This window comes from Vibrio alfacsensis, from assembly GCF_019670485.1.
GTDB classification, from domain to species: domain Bacteria; phylum Pseudomonadota; class Gammaproteobacteria; order Enterobacterales; family Vibrionaceae; genus Vibrio; species Vibrio alfacsensis.
Window position 1 is genome coordinate 117,088 of the sequence record NZ_AP024168.1, and the last position, 21,109, is coordinate 138,196.

Genomic DNA, 21,109 nt, shown 5'->3' on the forward strand with positions numbered 1-21,109 from the left:
ACATGAAAGAGCCTTTATTGTATCTATGCCACCGGATTCCATATCCGCCTAATAAAGGCGATAAGATCACGACATTCAATATTCTAAAGTTTTTAAATAAACACTATGACCTCTACGTTGGCTGTTTCATTGATGACCCGTTAGACAATCAATATAAAGCGCGTGTCGCGGACATGTGCAAGGTGTGCTTTTTTGTCGATCTAAATCCTAAAATTTCGAAGCTCAAGGGGTTAACGGCCTTTGGTAAAGGAGAGCCAATTACACTGCCTTACTATCGCAGTTCAAAAATGTCTGATTGGGTGAACAAAACCATCGCGGATCACAACATTAAAAAAGCGTTTATTTATTCAGGATGTATGGCTCAGTACGTGCTTACACCAGAAACCGAACATCTTTATAAAGTCATGCAATTTGCTGATATCGACTCAGATAAATGGCGCCAGTATGCCAATGCATCTAACGGTATCATGAGTAAGATCTACATGCGTGAATACTACACACTGGCTGACTATGAAAAATACGTAGCGGAGCAATTTTCTGTCAGTTGCTTCATCTCAGATACCGAAGCGTCGCTGTTTCGAGAATTGGTCGATGAGGGTATCCAAGTAAAGGTTAAAACCTTAAGCAATGGTATAGATAGCGATTACTTCTCACCGACTGAACAATCAAGCTTGGGCGAACCATTTTCCATAAAGGACGATAACTATATCGTATTTACTGGAGCGATGGATTATCGCCCTAATATAGAAACGGTTATCTGGTTCTCACAACAGATATGGCCAAATGTCGTTGCCCGTTGTCCTAAAAGTAAGTTTTATATCGTCGGCTCTTCACCACCAAAAGCGGTCCTTGAACTAGAGAAAACTCAAGGCATAGTGGTCACCGGTAGAGTCGATGATGTTAGACCTTATCTATCCAATGCAAAGGCAGCTGTTGCGCCGATGCTCATGGCTCGTGGGATCCAAAATAAAATTTTAGAAGCGATGGCAATGGAACTTCCTGTAATGACATCACAACGAGGGGTTGAGGGGTTAGAAAACTGCCCGCTCGATAATTTATATGTCACTGATTCAGAACAAGAGATGATCGATTGGGTCTGCGAAAAACTCAATAACCCACAAAGCAGCGCAAAAGACGCCAGAGCGTGGCTAGAGCGGCACTATAGTTGGGATGCGAAGCTCACCCCACTTCTCGATTACCTTGGGGACAGCCGTGAGTAGTCGAATGGTTATTCGTTTTGCCTTACCCTTTTTAGCATGGGGACTTGTTTACTTCGAGTCGTTATCAAGCATGGTGACAGTATGGATGCAGTCTAAAACATTTGAGCACTGCTTCATTATCCTCCCTATCGCTCTATGGCTGACTTGGAGAAAAAAAGATGAAATAAGAAGTGCTCCGGTCCAAACCAGCTGGTTGCCTGTCTTTATATTAGTCTTACCTTCCGCGTTATGGATGCTAGGCAGAGCTGCCGACGTCGCGCTATTTGAACATGTCGCAGCGGTGTTTAGTTTACAACTCATGCTGTGGGCATTATTAGGTAACCCGCTAACAAAAGTCCTCTTCTTTCCAATATTTTACTTAGTGTTCTGTATCCCTTTTGGTGAAGAACTGGTTCCTTACCTCCAATTGATCACCGCAGACATCACTGTTTTCGCGTTACAAATTACTAATATCCCCGTCTATAGAGAAGGGCTGTATTTGGCCATTCCTAACGGATTATTTGAAGTTGCTGAAGCATGCTCAGGGATACGTTTTTTAATCTCTAGCTTGGCACTCGGCACGCTGTTCGCTTATTTGAGTTTCAACAAATGGTGGAAAATAGCAATATTCGTTGGTTTTTCTTTTATTTTCCCAATTATTGCTAATGGCATCCGCGCCTATGGCATCGTTCTTATTGGTTACCTTAGTGATATGCGATACGCCACAGGTGCCGATCATTTAGTTTATGGTTGGGTATTCTTCAGTTTTGTCATCGGTATCATCTTCTTTATTGCTGACAAGTTTTCAGACAAGAAAAATACCCAGTCGCCCCCATATCCTCGAATGTATGCTCGTTCAATACCCGTAAAAAACGTCATGCTCATCCTGTGCTTTTTAGGTGTTTATGCGTTTTTATACCAATGGCAACGATCAATAGATCTAAACGGAAACCAAATCGTAAACGCCGTAAACTTACCGAAAAACACCACACATATAGAGACTTCAAGCTGGGGAATTTCTTTCCCCAAAGCACAACAAGTCTCGCGAGGAGTCGCCCCTGATGGCAGTGTCGAATACTTTTCGGCACGCTATGCACTTAGTCAAAAGAATGGAGAACTAATTAGTTCTCTTAACCGCATTTACGACCAACAACAGTGGTCAATTAATAGGAATAGTAAACAGGTCATAACACCAGACTTAACTGAGGCATTCAAAGCGACACAGTTAACCGTTGCAAATCTCAACGGCCAATCGATGAAAATCCTCTACTGGTATTGCATTAATGATTTTTGCTCCAGCAATCCTCTTGAAGTGAAACTGTTTAAAGCAACAAGGTTGATGACAGAAAGTTCAGGCACAGCAGATGTTTGGGCTATCGCCAGTTACAACTCAACCGATGAGCATCTTTTAAATCTCGCTAAGGCATGGATTGCCAATGAAAGAGACTGACAAGGAGTCATAATATGTGTGGGATATCAGGAATATTTAATCTTAGAGCCTACTCCTCTATCGATAGCCACTTACTTAAACACATCAACCGTACCCAATCTCATCGTGGGCCTGATGACGAGGGGTATTTTATTGATGCGCACGTTGGACTTGGTCATCGCAGACTATCCATCATTGACCTAAGTAGCGGCCAGCAGCCTATTTTTAATGAGGACTACTCTGTTTGCGTAGTATTTAATGGTGAGATATATAATTTTGAGTCCCTAGTTGCTGAACTCACACATCTTGGTCACCGCTTTTCTACTCATAGTGATACCGAAGTTATTGTTCATGCATGGGAGGAGTGGGGAGAGCTTTGCATTAATCGATTTCGCGGAATGTTCACCTTTGCACTTTGGGACCGAAACAAACGCCAACTATTAATCGCACGAGACCGCCTAGGCAAGAAACCTCTGTATTACACTCAAACTTCGGCTGGGCAATTAGTTTTTGGTTCTGAGTTAAAAGTTGTTCTTTCTCACCCAGATGTTGATAAGACGTTACGCTCAGAAATGGCCGAAGAATATTTCATGTATGGCTATATCCCCGACCCCTACAGTGCTTATAAAAATGTATTCAAACTAAACCCTGGGCATTTCATGTTATTGACGCCAGGCTCAGATATTGAGCAGCAAGCTTATTGGGATTTAACTGCACCTATTCAACATCATTCTTGGGAAAACGTTCAAACTGAATTAATTGAAAGGCTTAATGAATCGGTCCGAATACGTTTACTTTCTGATGTTCCGTTAGGGGCGTTTCTGTCTGGAGGAGTTGACTCAAGCGCGATCACCGCGCTGATGGCTGGGCTTCAAGATAGTCCTGTCAATACCTGTGCAATAGGTTTTAACGAAGCTCACTATGATGAGAGCGAATACGCCAACCAAATTGCGGCCAGATACCAAACCAATCACGTCAGTCAAATCGTATCATCTAACGACTACCATCTGCTCGACGAGTTAAGCAACATCTATGATGAACCGTTTGCAGACAGTTCTGCCCTGCCAACTTATCAAGTATGCCAACTCGCCAGACAGAACGTAAAAGTAGCATTGTCTGGCGATGGTGGGGATGAAATTTTTGCTGGATACCGACGACAACGTATGCACATTACAGAACAGCGCTTCAGAGATAGCATCCCTTTTGAAGTCCGAAAGCCACTGTTTGGCGGATTAGCTAGTGTATACCCAAAAGCCGACTGGGCGCCAAAGCCTCTAAGAGCGAAAACAACACTACAGTCACTTGCGATGGATACCGTAGAAGCTTACGCAAATACCATGTCAAAGCTAAGGCTTGGTCAACGTCGACAATTGTTTAGCCCCAACTATCTGCGCGAACTTTCTGGCTACACTGGTTTAGAAATCATGAAGCAACATGCTAAAGCAGCGCCTACTGACGACCCACTGAAGCAAATTCAGTACTTAGACTTCAAGACGTGGCTTCCTGGGGATATTCTCACCAAAGTTGATCGGGCAAGCATGGCGCATTCACTAGAGGTTAGGTCTCCTTTGCTCGATCATGTGTTCGTTGAGTGGGCATTCTCTATCCAAAGCTCCGATAATATCAGAGGTCATGAGGGCAAGTATGCATTCAAAAAAGCGCTTGAGCCTTACGTTGACCACAGTATTCTCTATCGTCCAAAGATGGGCTTTAGTATTCCAATCGCACAATGGTTTCGCGGCCCCCTAAAAGAGAGTCTAAGCACAACAATCCTGTCAGATAACATGCTAGATAGCGGTTTCTTTTCTGTTCAAGCACTGAAAAACATCATTAACGAGCATACAGCCGGACGGGCAAATCACGCCGATGCGCTTTGGTGTTTACTGATGTTTGCGAAATTTATGAATAGGCAGTGATGACAATGAAAATTCTAACCGTAACCACGTTATTCCCCTATGCGAACAATCCCAAACACGGGGTCTTTATTGAGACACGATTACGTCATTTAAAACAGCACTTTCCTGATGTTGAGATCAAAGTCATCGCCCCTATCCCTTGGTTTCCGTTTCGTCAGTCAATTTTTGGGGCCTATGCTTCTTACGCTAACGCGCCACTGCATGAAACCCGTTTTGGTATGGATGTGTATCATCCACGCTATGTTGTCGTACCTAAAATTGGGATGACACTGACACCGCATACTCTTGCGTCAACGATTTACAAGAAAGCCAGTGAACTAATACAAGGTGGCTTCGACTTTGATTTGATTGATGGTCATTACTTCTATCCTGATGGGGTCGCTATTTCTCAGGCAGCAACAAAACTGGGTAAACCCTTTACTGTCACGGCTCGAGGGACTGATATCAACCTCATCCCCGAATTCACGAAACCTAAAAAAGATATCCAGGCGGTACTTCAACATAGTGATCACAACATGGCAGTTTGTGAAGCATTAAGGAAAGAGATGATCGAACTGGGTGCATGTCAAGATTCCGTTACTACACTAAGAAATGGCGTTGACCTAAATCTATTTCCTTTCGTTGATGATTTACAAAAAAGAGCATTAAGAACCCAATTAAAGCTGCCACAGGGAAATCCAATTTTGATCTCGGTGGGCCATTTAATAGAGCGCAAGGGTCACCATCTTGTCATAGAAGCACTAAAACACTTACCACAAGCGCTACTGCTTATCGCGGGCAACGGGCCTGAAGAAAAACGACTGAAACAGCTAGTGAGCTCTGAGCACTTGCAATCTCGCGTGATGTTTTTGGGCAGTCTGAGTCAAATGCAGCTCGCTAACTACTATGGTGCGTCAGACGCACTTGTATTGGCATCAAGTCGAGAAGGTTGGGCGAATGTACTTCTGGAAGCGATGGCCTGTGGGACTCCTGTAGTAGCAACCAATATTTGGGGAACGCCGGAAGTCGTTCAACATCACGATGCAGGCGTTTTGGTGGACAGAACTGCACGCTCTATTGCGCAAGGAGCCGGTCATCTTCTGGCCAACCCACCCTTTCGGTATGCAACCCGTAGGTACGCAGAGCAATTCGATTGGTTTTCAACGTCTCAAGGGCAGTATGAGATCTTTCATTCTGTTATCCGCTCGACTTTAAGCCAAAAGAGTAGTGAGCCTATCATCGACGCAAACCAATAACGGCTATGTAAGGGGAGCTGCAAATGAAGATACTTTATCACCACAGAATTGCCTCTAAAGATGGTCAATATGTTCACGTTGAGGAGATCATTCATGCTCTAGAAAAACGGGGACATGAAATCATCATTGTCGGCCCAAGGATTGCTGAAGAAAGCAAATTCGGCAGTGATGGTGGATGGGTCTCCGCACTTAGAAAATCGTTACCCAAATTTTGTTCTGAAATACTTGAGTTTGGATACGCTTTCTATGTTTTGGGAAAACTCTTGTTAGCCATCATTCAGCATAGACCTGATGCTATCTATGAACGTTATAACCTTTTTTTGCCTGCCGGCATTTGGGCCAAGAAAATATTTCGCCTTAAACTTATTCTCGAAGTGAACTCGCCTCTTTACGATGAAAGAAAGCAATATGGAGGCATTACACTCCATTCACTTGCGAAATGGTCTGAACATTACACTTGGCGAAATGCCGATCATGTCTGCCCTGTCACCCATGTTTTATCGGGTTATATTGAACGAGCAGGTGTCCCGAAAGAGCGTATCACTGTCATTCCGAACGGGATTGACCCAGAAAAGTTTTCTCCATCCGAAGCGGGTGATCGAGAAAGCAAGTTTAAGGGGCGCCTTACTATCGGCTTTGTCGGTTTTTGCAGAGAGTGGCATCAGCTCGACAAATTACTATCATTAATAGCAGAGACTGAAAACTCAGAACTGATGTTGCTCATTATTGGCGATGGTCCAGCCGCAGAGCCTTTGCAAGAACAAGCAAAGAAACTCGGTATAGAGGACAGATTATCGATCACAGGGTTGATAGAACGACAAGATATGTCAGCGTGGCTAGATCAAGTAGACATTGCACTTCAACCTGCAGCTACGCCTTGGTGCTCCCCGCTTAAATTGATCGAATATCTCGCTAAAGGAAAGGCGATTATCGCACCGAATACAGAAAATATTAGAGAACTGCTGACGGATACTCATAACGCCCTTTTATACAATATGAGTGCTCCGGAAGAAATTTTACAGTGTGTAAAGAGAATCATCTCAAATGATGAGCTAAGAGAGCAGCTCAAACAAGGCGCCATAAAGACTATCCAAGACAAAGGACTTACTTGGAACAACAATGCCCAACGTATCGAGCAACTCTTTTCTACACTAAACGATCATGTCTCGATTCCATTTAAGGAAACAAAATAGCGCAAGGATGTGCATGTGAACGAAACGAGTAACAAAGTTAGTGTCCTCTTTTTGATCAACGATATAACAGCGCTTGGCGGTACTGAAAGAATGTGTACCATGATCGCCAATGAGTTGAGTGCTGCTGGTTTTGACGTGGCCATCATCAGTCGCCACGAGGGGAAACTCGCACCATTTTTTCCTCTCGATAAAGCCGTTCGTCGCGAGCAATTATTTGCTAAGTCCCCAGCGAGACATCACCACTTAATGCTCCCATTTGCTATTTCACGCGTGGTTAAACAGCATCAGCCAGATCTCATCATCAGTTGTGATACTCAAATGTGCTTGTACTCAGCCATTCCGCTATTTAAGAAAAATCATATTGCATGGGAGCACTTTAACTCCGAAATTTGTACCCGATTTGGTAGTCGTTGGTTTGGTCGCCGCATGGCTTCTCTATTGTGTAAAAAAATCATTGTACTGACCAACAGAGACAAACAGCACTGGATTAACACACTGCAAGCCTCTCCTCAAAAAATAGCGGTGATCCCGAACCCTCTTCCAGTTACACGCGTTGATCATGTTCAGACATCAGATCGACAAAATATCGTGTTGGCCGTGGGCCGTATGACCGCACAAAAAGGGTTTGACTTACTCATTCAATCTTGGGCAAAAATAGACCAAGCCTCAACAATAGGTTGGAAGCTAAGAATCGTCGGTCCTACCGGAAGCGCCAAACCAGAGTTAGAACGACTGATCAAAGCTCTTAAGTTAGAAAACAACGTCGAGCTTATTTCTGAATCAAACAATATTGAAATCGAATACAAACATGCATCTATGTATGTTTTGAGCTCTCGCTATGAAGGGTTTGGATTAACACTTATTGAAGCAATGGGCCAAGGGTTACCCGTCATCGCTTTTGATTGCCCAATGGGGCCATCGGAAATCATTGCCGACCAATTTGGGAAACTGCTTCCTCATCATGATATCGATACTATGGCGAAGACCATCGAATGCTTTTTATTGGACCCCTCTCTTAGGGCGCAATTTGGTGAGTTAGCCCACCAAAGATCAAAGGACTACACCCCTGATATTATCATTCAAAAATGGACATCCATGATCCATCAACTATGAGGTAAGCCGGCGATGAATAAACCGCTAAAAATGAGAATTAATGTGCTCGCTTACAATGAAGAAGACTTTATTGAACGCTGCCTCGACTCTATCTCTCAATCGATCTTACAAATGGACTGCCACCATACAGAAGTGAATATCATTTGTAATGGGTGTACTGATAACACCTATCAAGTATCAGAACAATACGTAAAAGACAAAGCCGGATGGAATGTTTATCACCTCAAGTTTGGTGACAAAGCAAACGCATGGAACTTCGCTGTTGAGCTCGGAGAGCGAGCATTACTAACCAGTGTGTTTATTGATGGGGATTGTACAATTACCCCTCAGTCACTTATAAGTATTGCCCAGTTTTATTCAGATCACCCTGAAAGTTATATCATTGCAGGTATTCCAAAAACACAAGGCCGAACCACTAACGATACTATCCAAAAAACACTCAACGGGGAGGCCTTGAGCGGCAATTTTTATGCACTCACTCCACGATTCTTGGAAAGGTTATATCAACTCAACTTTAGATTGCCTGTTGGATTAATTGGTGATGATAGCCTTTTAGCTTGGGTAGCAAGCCACAATTTTAGATTATCTAACGGTGTGACACATGGCCTCTTGCAAGGCTGTGAAGGCGCTCAGTTTTACTACCACCGCCTCACACCAACCAGTGTTAAAAATATTTATCAGTACATTCGACGTTTGCATCGCTACAGCTTGCGTCACCTCCAACAAAGTGCGATACGCGAGCATCTCAATTACTACGATACCTTTGAATCGCTGCCAGACAACATTGACCGTATTTACTGCAACGTAAAATTAAATCACCTCAGGCTGAAATCTAAAAATAGCCCTTTTGACATGATCAATTATGTAAAGATCAAAAACTAACTGAGCATGCCCCCCATAAGCCTAAGTGAGACAAATGAAGAAAAAACCGACAACCAAACACGCTCAAAACATTTATGTTGCGATACTCAGTGGCAATTCTCTTGGTTTAGAGAATGACTCCGTGGTATTTCAGTCTGCGTTAAGAAAAGCCTTTCCTAACGTCCGCTCAAACCTGTTGTTAGGAAAAGAAAGTTCATTTCAAAAAGCACTCGCATTATTTAAGCTTTTCGCGCAAAGATTACGAGGAAACACGCTTGTTTTTATTCATATGGAAGAAGTGCAATCTAAATTAGTTTGGGCTGCTTCTCAGAACTATTTGATACCCAATCAGGACTGGTTTCGCTCTCACACTGAGAAAACCACGTTAGCTAACAAACGCATTGTACTTCTTTGTAAAACAAAAGATGCTTTGCGCGCGTTTTCGGATATGGAAGAACGAGCCCACTACCTAGGCTTTAGTTCTCTTGATCGGCATCACTACAAAGGTGGGAAAGATTTCAACCGCTATTTGCACCTTGCTGGGAAAAGTGAAAAGAAAGGCACATTATCTGTGATTGAAGCATGGAAACGACATCCCGAATGGCCCACACTCACATTACAAACTACTGTTGATGATCATATTCAAGCAGCAAGAAATATCGCAAATATTCACTTAATCACCCAAAACCAAACGGGCGAAGACTTACTAACGCTAATGAACAGCCACGGCGTGCATCTTTGTGTATCTGAAATGGAAGGATTTGGTCACTACATCGTTGAGGCGCTTTCTACTGGTGCAGTGGTGTTAACAACAGATGGGGCTCCTATGAATGAACTCGTCACGCCAAGTTGCGGATTCCTAGTCAGCTGCCGAAACGGAGAAAATCAATACCGAGCAAAAGGCTTCAAAATTGACCAAACGGATCTTGAGAACACAATCCAAAAACTGACCAAGATGTCTTTAGAAGATTTCCTAACCATGTCGGAAAACAGTCGACACCGATACCTTGAGTTGACATCTCAATTCGAAACCAACGTAAAGCATTACTTCGACGAGAGTTTTTCTTAATGAGTCTACTCCCTTTTCTTTTCTCTTGATTTCGAAGATACTCGCGCACATCATTCTTTAGTTAGACACTCCGGATGTAATAGAACATTCGGCTTAGTAAGAAACACGGTTAGTTGGAAAAATTCATGCCTCAAGCAAATTCCGTCGTCGTACTCGACTTTGAAACCACGGGCCTTTCTCCGAATTTGGGTGACCGCGCAATAGAAATTGGTGCGGTCAAATTAGTCAATGGTGAGGTAGTGGATAGTTTTCAACAACTCATGAACCCTGGCTTTCGAGTGAGTTCATTCATTGAAAGTTATACGGGTATCACCAATAACATGCTACGAACAGCACCGAGTTGCGATGAAGTGATGGCATCGTTTAGTGAGTTCATTGCAGGTGAAAACCTTATCGCTCACAACGCGTCGTTCGACAAACGATTTTTAGATGCAGAACTCGATAGAATCAGCCTTGGTTATACAGGCGAGTTTGCGTGTTCCTTACTGGTGGCAAGAAGGCTGATTCAAAATGCTCCTTCGCACAAATTGGGTGAGCTAGTTCGTTACAAAAGCATCGATAACGACGGCGTTTTTCACAGAGCATTAGCCGACGCGCAAATGACATCCAAACTTTGGCTCAGCATGATCGCGGATCTAGAGCAATACGGGGTCGAAAAACCAAGCTTTCAATTTATGCAAACCATTAGCAAAACTGCTAAAGGCAAAGTGGATCTGCTGCTCAATAAAAATAGAACTTAGTGCACTCTTACTCAAACGATAATCCATTATCCGCGAGTTTCGAGAAAGGTTTTATTAAGAATCTGCATAATGTGAGTCGTTGGTGACTGCACGGGCCTTAGCTTTTCCTGTAACTCGGAATTTTGCGTTACGCTGTCACCATTAATAATTGAGCGAATGAACATATCAATGTCCACGGGCTCATTGACTTTTAAGATAGCATCGTACCCTAACTTGCCGTAATCATTTAGGCGATCTCTAATTGACGGGTTGAGGTAAAGCGCAGGCTTACCCGTGTACAAATATTCAGTAATAAACGATGTGCAATCATGGATCATGGCGTCTGACTCTCTGAACAAGCCAACGTATTCCCCCTCTTCCAATTGCAGATTTGGTTTCGATGACCAAAATGCCCAGTATTCATCCGTTTTTTTTACTCCCCAATCTGGGTGTCGATAGAGCTTATCTTTCAATAATGGATGAGGCTTAAAAGCAAAATTAACGCGTCCTGAATATCGAATCGCTAACTCTCTAAGATAATCTGCGTTTTCAATGAATGTGGAATTAGACAAAAAGCTGCTATTCGAAATGCTGTGATGAGGCGCAAAAATGATTTTCTTCAGCTCCGGGCGCTTCCAAGGGTTGTCGTAAGATTGATCGTTGTATAAAGCTTCGGTTGCAGGGTAACCGACCACATCAATATTACGACCGCGATTATAAGCATGCTCCTCAGCAATGTGTTTGTGCAGTTCATTAATTTGAAAAAACTTCCAAACCAAGTTTTCCGTTGGGCCATTAAAGTGAATTGAGTAATTCACATCCAACATTTCAAAATAAGGTACATAGCAAGTGAGCTTATTTCTAAGATGAGCGATTGAAAACCGTTCTAGAGAGTCATTATGGGGGTGAGTAAAAAAAATAATGTCATCATCGAGCAGTTCATCGTCTGTGTGACTGTCTTTCCCCGTCATCACCATTCTCACTCGATAACCTTTGGTTAAAAAATGTAATTCTGTTCTTTTCGTATTGGCTTCGATGTCATCAGCATTACAACGGGGTACAACTAGGATAGATGGGCAATATGCAGGATGATTTTCCATTGCTTGATAAAGCAAATCCGTTTTCCACATACTTTTTTCTAGTACGAGAAAAACAACATTGACCCTCCCCCCTTGCCGCACTTTCTTCCTAACCCGTTTTATTTCCATGTAATGATAGGGTTTAGAGGCAGAGATCTTTAACATTGTTCGATACTTCTTAACTCTATCCCACACCTTTCGTGCAACGGAATTTGACGAAATGGCATCAATCAACATAAAGTCAAACCTTATACAAAGCGTCTAACTGATTGTTCGCATGGAGAGTTTCATACGCTTTCAAGTCATCAATAGAATCAACCTCTAACCAACCAGAGTTCACTTCCACCGCTTTAATTTTCCAGTGTTGATTAATAAGGATTTGAAGAAAACTGGTCATGTACATATTGTAAAAGTCTTTCCCATCATAGAGAGAGCGGCGGTCCAAATTTTGATAACTCTTGACGAAATCCTCAATTTTATCTTTTCTTATCTTAATAAGCCCCGTGTACTGCCCTTGAATTTGCTGATAATTTTCTGGCTTTTTACCGAGTTCGACGATGTACCCATCGTCATCTAAAACCAATGTTTCTACGTCATTAAGCGGATTCTCCATTCTCAGTGACCAAAGCTCATGCCAATTTTTGTCGATCATTAGTGAGACATCCGCCTGCGAAGCGAGAAGCGCGTTTAAGTTAGCCGGGCTATACACGATATCACCATAGCTAATAATCAGATCTTCATTGCATTTCGCAATAAACGTCATGGCAGAGAACAAGCTCTCTACCATGTTTGTTTTATGATAATTTTCATTGTGACTCGTACTAAACCCAAGGGCTTCAAGTTGCTCTGCGTAATACCCCGTTACCAAGTGAATATCTTCAATACCTTGACTTGTCAGGCTCTCTATTTGCCTCTCGAGCAAGGATTTCCCTATTAGCTTGACCAAACATTTGGGTTTATTCTCCGTCAGTGGACGCAGTCTCGTCCCCTCTCCTGCGGCTAAAATTAATGCTTTTGTCATAAAAAGATTCTTTTCAATAAGTTAATGTCTCGTACATCAAAGGTTTTAACGCGTTCCGGGTGCCACATGATCCCGACGACATTACGTTCCTTATGCATGTATGCTTCAATGTTACCTTGAGTGTCAGCTGCCAAGGGCACTAGCCCATGTGCAAGGCCATTACTTGGAATCGCCCAGTGGTGGAAGCTGTTCACCGTTCGAGGTAGATCAAACTCTCGCTTTAACATGATCAGTTCATGTTCGACAGCCACATGTCCTTTAATCCTCACCACACTGCCACCTAAGTGATGATTGATGAATTGCATGCCGCGGCAGACCCCAAGTAGAGGAATATCAGTCTCTATTGTGTATTGAATCAAAGCTCGCTCGAATTCATCTCGCTCTGTCGCAATATCCAAGGCATGGTAATCCAGTTCTGCAATGTTGTTCCCCCCCGACAGAATAACGCCCGCTAGATTAAGCCCATCCATTAGTTCCCTGACCAAATGACGAGGAATATTGGGAAGGGGCACTGGCATACACCCTAGAGCAACAACAAGCTCATACCAACGCTGATCAAGCGCATCCCGCCGCTCACCATAGCTTTCGATAACATCGACTCTTTGAGTAATGCCGATCCGTCTCATTTAACAGCCCGCAACGTTTGACCTAAACAGTCCAAACGCAATTTATGGAAAGCTTGAAGGGTTTCATAAAGCTTCTCTCCTACACCAATGGCAGCTGGTAGACCAATCTCAGCGGCACGTATCGCCATATGTGAATTGGCGCCACCAAATTGAGTAATGAGCCCTGCGATTTCGTGCCCAAAAAGCCAGTCATACCCAGGATCAGCTTGAGGGATCATGACAATTTTTCCTTTAAAATACGTTTTTTCATCCGAGAGTATTGCCACCTCAGCAGTCACGCTTTTTAAACCAATATAGTTGGGCAGCGATGAATGCCTTTCAAAACAGTAAAACTGTGACACATCATTAATGAGCGAAGGGAGTTCTATCAACTTAGTGACTTGATAACCCGCCTTTCTTTGGCTCACGAGTTTTGGCAAATCAATGGTGTTGATGCGATTTAAGCGTAAACTTTCTATATCAGAATGGGTTAAATAAGACAGTTCCGAACGACTTAATCCAACACTCTGTCCCCATTTCACTAAGCAATCAAACGCCTTACTTAGGTTCTTGGTGACTTCAAATTTCACCCTTTCTCGCTCTTGTGTGGCTCGAATTAAAAACTCAACAAAAGCGTCAGTACTAAGCACCGATTCTAACTCTTCTAGTAAAGCCCCCAAGGCGTGCAATTCAGAGCCAGTGAATTCAATTTCTACCCCAGTTTGTTGGTGATTAGAATGCGCATCTTTCGGTATCAAGTACTGCTCTGGCCTCTCCCAATAAGCGGGTGTTGTAATTTCATAAGTTCCTGGCCTTAAGTGACCATAGGAGTCCAGCAATTCTCCGAGCGTTAATTCACCCAACGCGAATCGAGCTTTATCTTTTTCAAACTCTCCAGCAACAGTGTCAAAGCTGCTCATAAACAGCAAACTTCGCTCTTTAGATATGCCTCCACTTTGCACCAAGCTATTCAGTAATGTCCGGGCCACAAACCCTGCTCTTGCAGCATGAGAAAATGCAAGAGTGCCATAGCGCTTGGCATCATCGAGCAAGGTAAATGCTTTATCTAAGTCAGGGACAGTCGAATCCAGACATATTTGTCGTCGACTAGGAAGGTGAGCAACGGAAGCAATATCCGCATCTAATCGAGTAAGTGCGCGTTGGGTAATGACTTTTAAGCCTTGCTCTAGGTGAGACAAATCCGATTCCAAAACGCCATAAGGTTTCAGCCTTTTCACAGCCTCACGCTTAAACTCCGGCGTCCATATTGTAAAAGCTATATCAAATTCCACTTTATCGTGAAAGCTTGGGTTTTCACCTAGTATATTAATATAAGCATTCACAATTCTCGTTGCAGATTCGTCGGGCACAGAGTCCGGAATAAAAGAGCTAAAACTGGCTCGAACATCAACATATGGGTGCCCCACAAAACTGACGATTAGCGGCAATGGGCGCACATCTTTATATCCATATTCGGCTCTTTGCTTGGCCCATACATCATTGACGATAAGGTATTGGTACAAGCTAAGAGACAGCGGTTTTGGTCGTGTACTGATGATCTCCGCTGGGTTCCAATCGGGCATATTGGCAAAAATCGTTTTATCACCAAACGCAAAAGGAGGCTTTGCTTGCAATTCAGTAAAGCGAGCCACACTACTTTGAAGAGCGTCTATGATTTTGTCTTGTTCGATTTCAGCATCGTCTTCTTTTAGTAACACCGGTCGGACTTGAAATATGTGCACGTTTCCCTGGGAGTCAACAGCAAACTCAATGTCTAGCTTATCGAAACCAAGTAGAGACTCTAGCTCTTGAACCGCTTTCAATACGGGAGCTAACTTGGGCTCTACATCACTAAGCATGTCTGGCTTATACTTACAAACTAACACCGTTCTTAAATCCGAACCTTTCCCAGAAGTAACCGACTCTGTAGACTGCGTCGAATCATCAAAATTAAACCGATAGTAGGGCGCGCCAGATTCCAGAGTACAAGTAAATACCACCCCAGACATAACGACATCATGCAAAAATTCTTGGATCAGAATTTGCTCTCCAGCCCCTAGTGAAGGTCCATAAGAATCAATCACGGTTTCGATAGCGGAGTTCACTTGTATGGCATCATCGCAATCAACATCAAGAATACTATCGAAACCGCCGGCATTAGAGCTGCCCCAGTTATCTTCCCCTTTGGAACTGCTTCTTACCACAAGACGTTTGTTGGCAAAGCGCTGCGTGATGTCATGTAATACCGTGCGATAGTCCGCTATCCACTGGTCAACGGTAAAGCTGTATTGCTCGCCAATAAAGCTACTTTTAACCATCCCCTCTAAGCGGGAAAGTGTGTCTGCTTTCGTCCCCATAACAAAATTAGCGATATCTCTGGGAGAATTAAACTCCGTCCAATCTCCGTTGACATCGCGATAATTGATCGTCAAACCATAAGTTTCTAGAACGGGAATAATATCGAGTAATTTTTTACCGATTAGTTGGCGTTTTTCCTCGTCCGAAAGGCGGTTAATGAGACTCACGGCTCGCTTACCGAAATACATCAAACCTGTAAATTCAAACAGTTCACTCTCGACTATCAACACCTCTGCTTTTTCTATGTCTTCTCTTTTTCGACCGTAATATCTGTCGAGCCAGTGAGAATCCACTACCACCGTGACGTCTGATTCTAGTTCCCTAAATTCTTTAATAAATTCATGCCTAAAAATCGTATCCCCGTAAGTCACGATGCAAGATGAGTCAAAATGCGGAGCAGATAAAAAAGTATCGAGTGGCGTAGAGCTTTTCCATTCAGGCATGATGACGAAATTAAGCTCTGGATATTGCTGTGCAATTTCCTCTATCTGATAGCCACCCAAAAAAAAGAGATGAGTAGGCTGAGCGATGCTTTCAAAACTATGAAGTTGCCAATCCATTGCCCTCATATTTGCAGAGATGTTGATTAATGCAGAAGGTTTATTTCCTCGCTTTGGGGCTCCCGCCCCCAATATATACACATTCACTCGCCACCATCCTAATTCCATCCATAGATTAATCAGTGTGCGGTATGAACTGAGTCGATAAGTAAGCGAATCACTTGCACGACATAACTATTTTCATCGATACCAAAGGACAAGGCCTACCAACCTAAAAAACAAATCGAATATTAAATAACCCAGCTTCTCCAAAACACTATGTAATATAGTAGAACGAACTTATCGGTTATGCGTAAAAACATCTCACTGCCCACAACAAATAGAACAACGTACGATGTTTATGCATAGCTACCTCTGGAGAGTTTGGCTTTTAAGAGGCTCACTACATAATTGTGATTGAAAAACCATACCGCACATTTTGACTTGTCAATTTCATATTTATTAACCACCTTTATATAAGGGCAATAGTAAATTTCAGAGTAAATCATTTATCGATGATGCCTATCTGATTACATGGTGTGACCAAGCCGTTAAGTTTTACAAGGAATGTAAGTGTATGGAACCACAACGCCTAACCCACCTCCAGCTACTCGAAGCGGAAAGCATTCATATTATTCGCGAAGTCGCTGCTGAATTTGATAACCCAGTGATGCTGTACTCCATCGGGAAAGACTCTTCGGTGATGTTACATCTCGCAAGGAAAGCGTTCTTTCCCGGGAAAATTCCATTCCCTCTCCTCCATGTGGACACTGATTGGAAGTTCAAGGAAATGATCGCTTTTCGCGATCGGATTGCCAAACAATATGGCTTCGACCTTTTGGTCCATAAAAACCCTGAGGGATTGGCTATGGAGTGCAGCCCTTTTGTTCACGGCTCATCGAAGCATACCGATATCATGAAAACACAAGGTTTAAAACAGGCTCTAAATCAATATGGCTTTGATGCGGCTTTTGGCGGAGCAAGGCGTGATGAGGAAAAATCTAGAGCCAAAGAACGCGTGTATTCATTTCGCGATAAAAATCATACATGGGATCCAAAGAATCAACGTCCTGAGCTCTGGAAAACTTATAATGGCCAAGTCAACAAAGGAGAAAGTATCCGAGTTTTCCCTTTATCAAACTGGACTGAACTTGATATTTGGCAATACATCTACCTTGAAGATATCGAGATCGTACCCCTTTACCTTGCTGACAAACGGCCCGTCATTGAACGCGATGGGATGCTCATTATGGTTGACGACGATCGCATGAAACTAAAACCTGGTGAATCCATCCAGCACAGGAGCGTACGTTTTCGTACATTAGGTTGCTACCCACTGACCGGTGCTATTGAATCTAATGCAAAAACACTGACAGAAGTCATTGAAGAAATGCTCGTTGCAACCTCAAGCGAGCGCCAAGGAAGAGCCATTGATCACGATCACTCTGGCTCAATGGAACTCAAAAAGCGTCAAGGCTATTTCTGAAAGTCTAAGGCTAAAAACCTAAGGCTAGAAATCTAAGGATAGTAAATGAATAGCACGATAGAAACTCAATTAGCTGAACTGGGTATTGACGGCTATCTCAAGCAGCATCAATACAAATCAATGCTTAGGTTTATAACCTGTGGGTCTGTCGATGACGGCAAAAGTACGTTAATCGGGAGGCTGCTTCATGACTCAAAGCAAATTTATGAAGATCAGCTTGCTGCTGTGCGCTCAGACAGCCAACGAGTCGGGACGACAGGAGAAAGGCCAGATTTAGCATTACTTGTAGACGGCCTGCAAGCTGAACGAGAACAAGGAATCACCATTGATGTGGCGTATCGTTATTTCTCAACCCAAAAAAGAAAGTTCATCATCGCAGATACACCAGGCCATGAGCAATATACAAGGAATATGGCAACTGGCGCATCAACCAGTGAGCTTGCGGTAATCCTTATCGATGCTCGGACAGGCGTGCTCGACCAAACCCGACGTCATTCATTTATCGCGAACCTGCTTGGGATTAAGCACTTTGTGGTTGCTATCAATAAGATGGACTTAGTCGAATACTCCCAACCATGCTTTGAGGCTATTCGCGATGATTACCTCGCCTTTTCAAAACACCTAAACGGACAAACCAATATCCATATTATTCCCATCTCTGCGCTTGAGGGAGACAACGTCGTTCTGAAAAATAATCGCTTATCTTGGTTCGATGGGCCAGCGCTGTTAGATCTACTAGAAAGTGTCGACATTCACCAAGTGAAGACGGAAACAAATTTTCGCCTACCAATACAATATGTAAACCGTCCGAATTTAGACTTTCGCGGTTTTTCAGGGACCGTATCTTCAGGTACCTTAAACGTTGGGGACGCGGTTAAAGTACTTCCATCAGGGAAGACATCTTCAATAGCCCGTATTGTCACTTTTGATGGCGACCTCAAACAAGCAAGCACAGGCCGAGCCATCACCGTCACACTCAATGATGAGATTGACATTAGCCGTGGCGATTTATTGGTAAAAGAACATGCCAACATCACACTGAGTAACCGACTCGTCGCTAACGTCGTTTGGATGACTGAACAGCCACTTGCCACTGACCGAAACTACTACATCAAAATTGCAGGCAAAAAAACGAACGGTCGCGTTACCGATATCCATTATCAGTACGACATCAATAATCTATCCCAACATCAAACAAGAGAGTTACCATTGAATGGAATAGGTTTATGTGAATGGGAATTCTCTGATGACTTGCCTATCGATAGCTATCAAGAATGTGCGGATACGGGAGGCTTCATTGTTATCGACCCATTAACCAACGTCACAGTCGGTGCAGGAATGATAAAAGCTTGCCTCGCCTCAACACTGAAAACCGTCAGTTCAACTCATCACCCAGAACATCATTTTTCATCATTTGAACTCGAACTCAATGCACTAATTCGTAAACACTTCCCTCATTGGGGAGCCAAAGACATCCGTGAACTACCAAAAAAGTAAATCAATTTAAACGCTGAATCAGTTAGCGTTGATGTGTTCGAGCGCTGGCTTCTAAGGAAGAACAATGTGGGAACAAGGATTCGTACTCGCCATATTATTCGGCATCATTACTTGCCTGCTTGTAACAAAAATAAAGCCAAGTTATATCTTTACGGGTGCCGCTTTTATTGCATTTATGACAGGGATGGTTGAGCTAAAAACGATTGCTAACAACTTTACCAACCCGTCTTTATTAACCTTGGTTATGCTCATTCTTGTGTCCTGTGCGCTTGAGAAAACGCTGTTAATCAGTTGGGTCAGTCGCAACATCTCTGAGGGACGTCTTGGTCATGTCATTGCAAAGATGAGCATTTCGACAGCGCTACTTTCTTCATTCACCAACAACACCGCTGTCGTGGTTTCTATGCTCGGTGCAATAAAACGCAATCAACAGCACGCCCCGTCAAAACTTCTTATTCCTCTCTCTTACGCGGCCATTTTTGGAGGAACGCTGACACTCATCGGAACATCAACGAATTTAATCATCAACAGCTTTGTAGAAGATGCAGGATTGCCTAGCCTAACGTTTTTCACTCCGACACTCATTGGCCTTTGTATTCTCGTTGGTGGAGTATTAGTGTTGATCCCTCTTAGTTACTTACTCCCTAATTATGATGATCAGGGTCATGGTGAACTGCCCTACTTTTTAGAAGCTCGAGTTGAACCAAATTCCAATTTAGTCGGACGCACAATCAGCGAAAATAAACTACGCGCACTGCGAAAGCTCTTTTTGGCCGAAGTCGTGCGTAATGGCGTCAGTATGCCATCGATTGGCCCTGATTTTGTGCTGCAGGCAAATGACCGATTACTCTTTTGTGGCGAAGTGGACAGTGTCGCCACGTTACAAGATATTCCAGGTTTAACACTCTTTGGCAACCAAAGCGTCAACGGCCAAAACTTTATCGAGGTTTTCGTTAGCTCTTCTGCCTCTATATGCCAACAAACGCTAAAAGAAAGCAGATTTCGAGACCGATTTGACGCTGCCGTGGTAGCGATTCGGCGGGGTCATGAGCGCTTAGACGGAGGACTTGGTAATATCACTCTAGAAGCAGGAGATACATTGATATTGCTGCCTGGCAAACGCTTTGAGTCCGAGCGTAAAGCGCATAGAAAAGAATTCATGATGGTGAGTGATCTTGACGCCGGTACGCGCTTGGACGCAAAAACATCAACGGGAGTACTCCTAGGTTTTGCTACTGTTATCGCATTAACCTTGCTCGATCTTGTACCAATAATCAAAGGACTCGCACTCTATCTCATCGCATTGACCGCCTTTGATATTATTCACATCGCAGATCTAAAACGACGTTTCCCAACGGATATCGTCATGATTGTAGGGTCAGCACTTTCCATCGCCCAATGGATGATAACGTCGGGGCTTTCAGAGCAAATGGGCTCTCTCTTCATCAATACATTCAATGGTTCAGGTGTGTTTGGTGCTTTGGTTGCTACCTATTTGATGACACTAATTTTGACTGAATTAGTCACCAATAATGCGGCCGCCGCACTCAGTTTTCCCATCGCTTACAGCATGGCCGTGGGTTATGGGGTAGACCCTATGCCTTTCATCATGGCGGTCCTATTTGGCGCAAGCGCTAGCTTTATTTCTCCATATGGCTATCAAACCAACTTACTTGTCTATAGTGTAGGCAACTACAAGTTATCCGATTACATTCGCATGGGTGTACCAATCTCGATTGTGTACTCGATCTTAGTACTCACCTTGATCCCTGTCTTTTTTCCGTTTTAGT

16 protein-coding genes are annotated in these 21,109 nt (G+C 43.3%); 12 read left to right on the forward strand and 4 right to left on the reverse strand.

All coding sequences use genetic code 11. The annotated features are described in order from the left end of the window. Positions 1 to 2 precede the first annotated feature (2 nt). From VA249_RS23545 to VA249_RS23585, 9 genes are all read left to right on the forward strand, one after another. Entirely contained in the window at positions 3 to 1,220 is a 1,218-nt protein-coding gene (locus tag VA249_RS23545) for a TIGR03087 family PEP-CTERM/XrtA system glycosyltransferase (protein ID WP_221072371.1), read from the forward strand. Between the two features lie 4 nt (positions 1,221 to 1,224). Then, positions 1,225 to 2,649, forward strand: a complete 1,425-nt coding sequence (gene xrtA / locus VA249_RS23550) for an exosortase A (RefSeq protein WP_221072373.1) — start codon at positions 1,225 to 1,227, stop codon at positions 2,647 to 2,649. A 14-nt stretch (positions 2,650 to 2,663) separates the two neighbouring features. Next, the gene (locus VA249_RS23555; protein WP_221072375.1) at positions 2,664 to 4,544 is read left to right on the forward strand and encodes an XrtA/PEP-CTERM system amidotransferase; all 1,881 of its coding nucleotides are present in this window, start codon (positions 2,664 to 2,666) and stop codon (positions 4,542 to 4,544) included. Positions 4,545 to 4,549: 5 nt separating this feature from the next. Continuing rightward, positions 4,550 to 5,779 (forward strand): glycosyltransferase family 4 protein, encoded by a 1,230-nt coding sequence (locus VA249_RS23560; RefSeq protein WP_221072378.1) that lies wholly within the window; start codon positions 4,550 to 4,552, stop codon positions 5,777 to 5,779. Positions 5,780 to 5,802: 23 nt separating this feature from the next. Then, entirely contained in the window at positions 5,803 to 6,972 is a 1,170-nt protein-coding gene (locus VA249_RS23565) for a glycosyltransferase family 4 protein (protein ID WP_221072379.1), read from the forward strand. A gap of 15 nt (positions 6,973 to 6,987) precedes the next feature. Continuing rightward, complete coding sequence (locus VA249_RS23570) at positions 6,988 to 8,085, forward strand: glycosyltransferase family 4 protein (RefSeq protein WP_221072380.1); 1,098 nt, start codon at positions 6,988 to 6,990, stop codon at positions 8,083 to 8,085. A gap of 12 nt (positions 8,086 to 8,097) precedes the next feature. Further along, entirely contained in the window at positions 8,098 to 8,967 is an 870-nt protein-coding gene (locus tag VA249_RS23575) for a glycosyltransferase family 2 protein (protein WP_221072381.1), read from the forward strand. Between the two features lie 34 nt (positions 8,968 to 9,001). Then, entirely contained in the window at positions 9,002 to 10,015 is a 1,014-nt protein-coding gene (locus tag VA249_RS23580) for a glycosyltransferase (RefSeq protein ID WP_221072382.1), read from the forward strand. 125 nt (positions 10,016 to 10,140) lie between these two features. Then, entirely contained in the window at positions 10,141 to 10,755 is a 615-nt protein-coding gene (locus VA249_RS23585; RefSeq protein WP_221072383.1) for a 3'-5' exonuclease, read from the forward strand. Between the two features lie 26 nt (positions 10,756 to 10,781). Here the strand turns inward: VA249_RS23585 and VA249_RS23590 are convergent, their stop codons facing one another. The 4 genes from VA249_RS23590 to VA249_RS23605 form a co-directional block, all read right to left on the reverse strand. Beyond that, positions 10,782 to 11,864, reverse strand: a complete 1,083-nt coding sequence (locus VA249_RS23590; protein WP_221072384.1) for a CDP-glycerol glycerophosphotransferase family protein — start codon at positions 11,862 to 11,864, stop codon at positions 10,782 to 10,784. A 190-nt stretch (positions 11,865 to 12,054) separates the two neighbouring features. Then, on the reverse strand, positions 12,055 to 12,834 hold the full coding sequence (locus VA249_RS23595; protein WP_221072385.1) for a phosphocholine cytidylyltransferase family protein: 780 nt from the start codon (positions 12,832 to 12,834) through the stop codon (positions 12,055 to 12,057). Beyond that, positions 12,831 to 13,460: a gamma-glutamyl-gamma-aminobutyrate hydrolase family protein gene (locus tag VA249_RS23600; RefSeq protein ID WP_221072386.1), complete on the reverse strand. Its 630-nt coding sequence runs from the start codon at positions 13,458 to 13,460 to the stop codon at positions 12,831 to 12,833. Before VA249_RS23600 ends, VA249_RS23595 begins: the two co-directional genes overlap by 4 nt. Continuing rightward, on the reverse strand, positions 13,457 to 16,357 hold the full coding sequence (locus VA249_RS23605; protein WP_225927160.1) for a PEP-utilizing enzyme: 2,901 nt from the start codon (positions 16,355 to 16,357) through the stop codon (positions 13,457 to 13,459). The genes VA249_RS23600 and VA249_RS23605 overlap by 4 nt, the downstream gene beginning before the upstream one ends. Positions 16,358 to 16,913: 556 nt before the next feature. On the opposite strand from VA249_RS23605, the gene cysD reads away from it, so the two are divergent. From cysD to VA249_RS23620, 3 genes are all read left to right on the forward strand, one after another. Beyond that, positions 16,914 to 17,822, forward strand: coding sequence for a sulfate adenylyltransferase subunit CysD (gene cysD / locus VA249_RS23610; RefSeq protein WP_221072389.1), 909 nt, complete (start codon positions 16,914 to 16,916; stop codon positions 17,820 to 17,822). Positions 17,823 to 17,867: 45 nt separating this feature from the next. Further along, on the forward strand, positions 17,868 to 19,319 hold the full coding sequence (gene cysN / locus VA249_RS23615; protein WP_221072391.1) for a sulfate adenylyltransferase subunit CysN: 1,452 nt from the start codon (positions 17,868 to 17,870) through the stop codon (positions 19,317 to 19,319). A gap of 64 nt (positions 19,320 to 19,383) precedes the next feature. After that, positions 19,384 to 21,108 (forward strand): SLC13 family permease, encoded by a 1,725-nt coding sequence (locus tag VA249_RS23620; protein ID WP_221072393.1) that lies wholly within the window; start codon positions 19,384 to 19,386, stop codon positions 21,106 to 21,108. The last annotated feature ends 1 nt before the right edge of the window (position 21,109 follow it).